Origin of the sequence: Oceanobacillus sp. AG (assembly GCF_009746545.1) — a bacterium.
GTDB classification, from domain to species: domain Bacteria; phylum Bacillota; class Bacilli; order Bacillales; family Amphibacillaceae; genus Oceanobacillus; species Oceanobacillus indicireducens.
This window is the reverse complement of record NZ_WOWT01000079.1, coordinates 1-1,082: the sequence shown is the minus strand read 5'-3', so window position 1 is coordinate 1,082 and position 1,082 is coordinate 1. Positions and strand designations below refer to the sequence as shown.

General features: G+C 41.2%; 1 protein-coding gene. It reads left to right on the top strand.

What is annotated here, in order from left to right; translation table 11 throughout:
• The first annotated feature begins 8 nt into the window (after positions 1-8).
• Positions 9-1,043 carry an IS30 family transposase gene (locus GN217_RS18590; RefSeq protein ID WP_156858118.1) on the top strand — a complete coding sequence of 345 codons (1,035 nt, stop codon included), beginning with the start codon at positions 9-11 and terminating at the stop codon, positions 1,041-1,043.
• The last annotated feature ends 39 nt before the right edge of the window (positions 1,044-1,082 follow it).

The following is a 1,082-nucleotide window of genomic DNA, read 5'->3' as shown; positions in this document are numbered from 1 at the left end:
AAATCACGATGACTCACTCTCATTCTAACACGAAAAAACGAAGCTATACACATTTAACTGAAATTGAAAGAGGACAAATAGCTGCATACAGGGAGCAAGGTTTGTCTTTAAGAGAAATTGGAGAGAAAATTGGACGCGATCACAGTACAGTATCTCGAGAACTAAAGCGGGGCACAGTCGAACAAATCGATACCAATCGTAAACCCTACAAGAAATACTTTCCTGACGTTGGCGCACGTGTTTATGAGGAGAACAGAAGAAACTGTGGTGCTCCGACTATCTTGATGGCTTCATGGGAATTCATATTATTCGCTGAGGAGAAAATATTGAAAGACAACTGGTCACCCGACGTTGTTGTGGGCTATGCAAAAAAACAAAATACATTCGATTCTGTTCCTTGCACGAAAACCCTATATAACTGGATTGATAACGGCGATCTAAAAGTGAAGAATATGGACCTAGTTTTGAAGCTACGCCGCAAAACAAAGTCTTCAAAGTCAAAAGGTAATAAGAAAGTCCTTGGAACGAGCATTGAAGAAAGACCAGAATCAATTGACACACGTGAAGAGTTCGGGCATTGGGAAATTGATACTGTTCTTGGCCACAAATCTAAAGACCAGGCACTTCTAACTCTTGTGGAAAGAAAGACTCGTATGGCCATTGTCCAACGCATACCGGGTAAGAACGCACCAGAAGTAAGGGATGCTTTAGAAGGTATATTTCAGGAATACCCAAACGTTCAAAAGACATTTAAAAGCATCACAGCTGATAACGGATCCGAATTTAGTGAACTTAGCGCACAAGGAAAAGAAATGGGAATAGATGTTTATTTTGCGCATCCATATGCATCTTGGGAGAGAGGGACGAATGAACGTCATAATGGGCTACTCAGACGTTTTATAAAGAAAGGGCAACCGATTCACGCATACTCGGACCAGCACATTGCAGAAGTTGCCAACTGGATGAACACATTCCCCCGGAAAATATTAAACTACGAGACCCCGGAGGAAAATTTTGCGCAATTTGTTGATTGTGTGGCCTAGGCCACACAATCAACAAATTGACATAAAAACCTTATATAG

What these genes read in the sequence shown, in the direction of transcription:
- GN217_RS18590 (WP_156858118.1), top strand. Translation starts at nt 9, where the DNA reads ATGACTCACTCTCATTCTAACACGAAAAAACGAAGCTATACACATTTA.